This is a genomic window from Actinomadura sp. 7K507 (genome assembly GCF_004348425.1).
Taxonomy (GTDB): domain Bacteria; phylum Actinomycetota; class Actinomycetes; order Streptosporangiales; family Streptosporangiaceae; genus Spirillospora.
This window is the reverse complement of sequence record NZ_SMKK01000447.1, coordinates 1-3,061: the sequence shown is the minus strand read 5'-3', so window position 1 is coordinate 3,061 and position 3,061 is coordinate 1. Positions and strand designations below refer to the sequence as shown.

The following is a 3,061-nucleotide window of genomic DNA, read 5'->3' as shown; positions in this document are numbered from 1 at the left end:
CACCCGCCCTTATCGCACCCGCCCTTATCGCACCCGCCTTTACCGCACTCGCCGTCGCCCTCACGGCGGTGCACCGGGCGGGATCACGTCCGCCTCGATGGAGAAGACCGGCTGGGTGCCGTTCCACCCGGTCTGGACGACGCTCCTGATGTAGTACCTGGTGTCGCGTGGAAGAACGAGTTCGCGCTGGTCAGGGTACGCGCTGCTACGCCCCATCCACACCCCGTGGGCGCCCTCGGGAAGGTTGAGGCGCAACTGGTAGGTGAAGCCCTGCCCGTCGACCTCCGTCGTCTCCGATCCCAGCGAGGTCGACATGTAGCCCGGCTCGTTCTGCATGGACCCGATGAGGAGCAGCGGATTCCGTCCGGCCAGCGGCATGCCGTCCGTGGCGAGCATGAAATTCACATCGTGCAGGCCGCGCATCGTCTGGACGGGCTCGGGCAGCGGCTGGTGCAGGGCGTGGTCGAGTTCGTTGATCCGACGCCAGAAGGCGTCCGGGGTGGGCTCACCGCCGAGGTAGCCGCGCAGGAACTCGCGCTGCTCGTGGTTCTGCCACATCTCCTGGAGGCGGGCCTCCGGGTCCGTTTGCGTGACGACGTGCTGGACCAACCGGCGCTGGTAGTCGGTGAGGTCGGGCCGGTTCCACATCTGCATCAGCTGGTTCCGGTGGGACGGCATGGCCCCGCCGTTCAGGTGGGCGAGGTGCCGCACATAGTTCTGCTCCGTGAACAGATGGGTCAGGTAGCGGCCCACGTCGGCGCCGGGCCGCAGGTGGGGGTTCGGCATCGACTGCACGGTGTACCAGTGCAGGGCCTGCTGCAACTGGTGCGGCAGGTTGTGGAGAACATGGGCCAGCCGGTTCTCGCCGTACCGCTCGCCCTGCTCGTCGGTGTCGAAACGGCGATGCCCGTCCCGGTCGACGTGGCCCTCGCGCCGGAACCAGTCGCGCAGTCCCCGCGCTTCGGCGTCGTCCGGTGGCCTCGCCGGGTCCGGGCCGCGGTGTTCCTCCCGGCCCGGGGGACGGCCGTCGCTCCCGGCGGCCGAGGTCGTGCCGTCTGGGTTGGAGGTCCGCCAGGCGCCGTCCGGGGGCCAGCCTGGACGGATCCGCCCGTCGGGACCGGTCTGGCCGGACGAGGCGTACACGTTGCCGTCACCGTCCGACCAGGCCAGCCCGTTCGGGGCGGTGACGGGCACGCCGAGCCGCTGGGCGAGCCGCATGGCGAAGTCGCCGTCGCCGGTCCGGCACGACAGCAGCAGGACGTCGCGGCCGTTCCAGTTCGGGTCGTTGCGGATCAGGTGCGCGAGGTCGTCGGCGTCCAGCCGGCGTCCGCCGCCGAGCCGCAGCCCATCCCGGTCGCCGTGCCCGTCCACCGTGTACCGCTGGGGGTCGGCGGGGACGCGCCGGGCGAGGTCCCGCATCGCCGGGTCGGCCGGATCGTGGAACGACCGGCCGGCCGGTGTGGCGTCACTGTCCCGGAAGGCGTCGTGCAGGTGCGGTGGCAGACCGTCCGGGATGCTCTCGGGGGTCTCGGCGTCCTCCCGCCGGGCAGGGCCCTGGTCGTCGCGGGCCTGCCCGTGGTCGGCCTGCCCGTGGTCGGTGCGCCCGTGGTCGGTGCGCCCGTGGTCGGTGCGCCCGTGGTCGGTATGCCCGTGGTCGGTGTGCCCGTCGTGGGGCGGTGCGGCCTCGCGGGAGCTCTGGCCGCCGCCGTCCTCGTGCGTGGACCGCAGGTGAGGCGGCAGCGCCTCGTCCAGCGCCGCGTCGAACCGCTCGTTGAGGCGACGGTTGATCACCTCGCGGACGGCGCGCTCCTCCGGCGTCAGCGGGGCGTCGCGCTCGCCGCGCGCCGCCCTTTCCTCGGCGACGTTGGGCAGGTCGCGAGAGACCTCGTACAGCGAGTGCTCGTAGTCGGCGACGTTGTCGAACGACCGCAGGTGGAGGCGCAGCTCCCCGATGTGGCCGTTCGGCATCCGGACCGTCATCCGGATGTCGCGGTACCCGCTCGGCTGCGGGTTGCGCAGCCGGTCCTTGATCGACACGACCTCGACGTCATGCCGCCGCGCGACGTCCCGTACCCGGTCCAGCGCCCGGTAGAGATCCGAGACGCTGTCGAACTGGACCTTGCCGCCGAGCAGGTCGTTGAGCTTCGCGGCGTCCCCGTCGTTCTCGTTGATGATCTTGTCGAGGGCGCGGACCCGGTCCTTCGGGCCCGGACGCATCTTGGCGTCGCCGGGCTCGTTCGCCAGCTCGTCCAGGACCTGCCGGAGCGGCCCCGTGCCCTCCGCGGCCCTGCTGTACAGGTCGTCCAGGTACCGGTTGATGAACGCGTTGTCCGGCGAGAGCGGCCGGTCCCCGGCGCGCTCGCGCTCGGCGTTCAGCGCCTCCTCGTCGAGCCCCGGCTGCTTCGGGGACTTCCCGGGGCCGATCTCGTCGATGGCCCGGTCGCTGATGTCGATCTGCCAGTCCTCGAACGGGGTCGGCGTGGGCTCCACCTGGCCCTCGCGCAGCACCGCACCGGCGCCCCGCTCGTTCACCTCCCGGACCGAGTCCTCCAGGATGCGCACGGCGTCCGCATGGGTCAGCAGGCTGTGCAGCGTCCTCGGCCGCGCCAGCAGCGAGCGCCGGAGCGAGTCCTCGGCCGGCGTCAGCGGCGGCGGACCGCCGCCCTCGACGATCCGGGCGAGATGGGGATGGTTCGGCAGCCGGTTCCGTAGGTCATCGGCCAGCAGATCGCCGAGCCGGTTCCCCCGGTCGTCGACCACGGTCGCGCGAGCCTCGTCCACCACCTGCCGGATCTGCTCGTTGTCATGGATCCGGCGCATGACCTCGGGATCGGCCGTCCGCGACGGCACCCCCTCACCCTCCGCCGTCCGCGGCACGGCATGCCCGCCCGGCGAACCGGACCCGTCCTGCAACCGCGCACCGCCCCCGCTCGGCCCGTCAGGCCGTGGAGCAGCCGCGCCCCCACCCTGCACCGAACCCGCCTTCGTCGGCGCGCCGGATGTCGGTGTGCTCGGTGTGGGTGTTGGTGTGGGTGTTGGTGTGGCGGGTGTGGGGGTGTTC

At 72.3% G+C, this 3,061-nt stretch carries 1 protein-coding gene; it reads right to left on the bottom strand.

All coding sequences use genetic code 11. The features are described from left to right. Positions 1-60 precede the first annotated feature (60 nt). Complete coding sequence (locus tag E1285_RS46270; protein WP_207947283.1) at positions 61-2,850, bottom strand: ADP-ribosyltransferase; 2,790 nt, start codon at positions 2,848-2,850, stop codon at positions 61-63. Positions 2,851-3,061 lie beyond the last annotated feature (211 nt).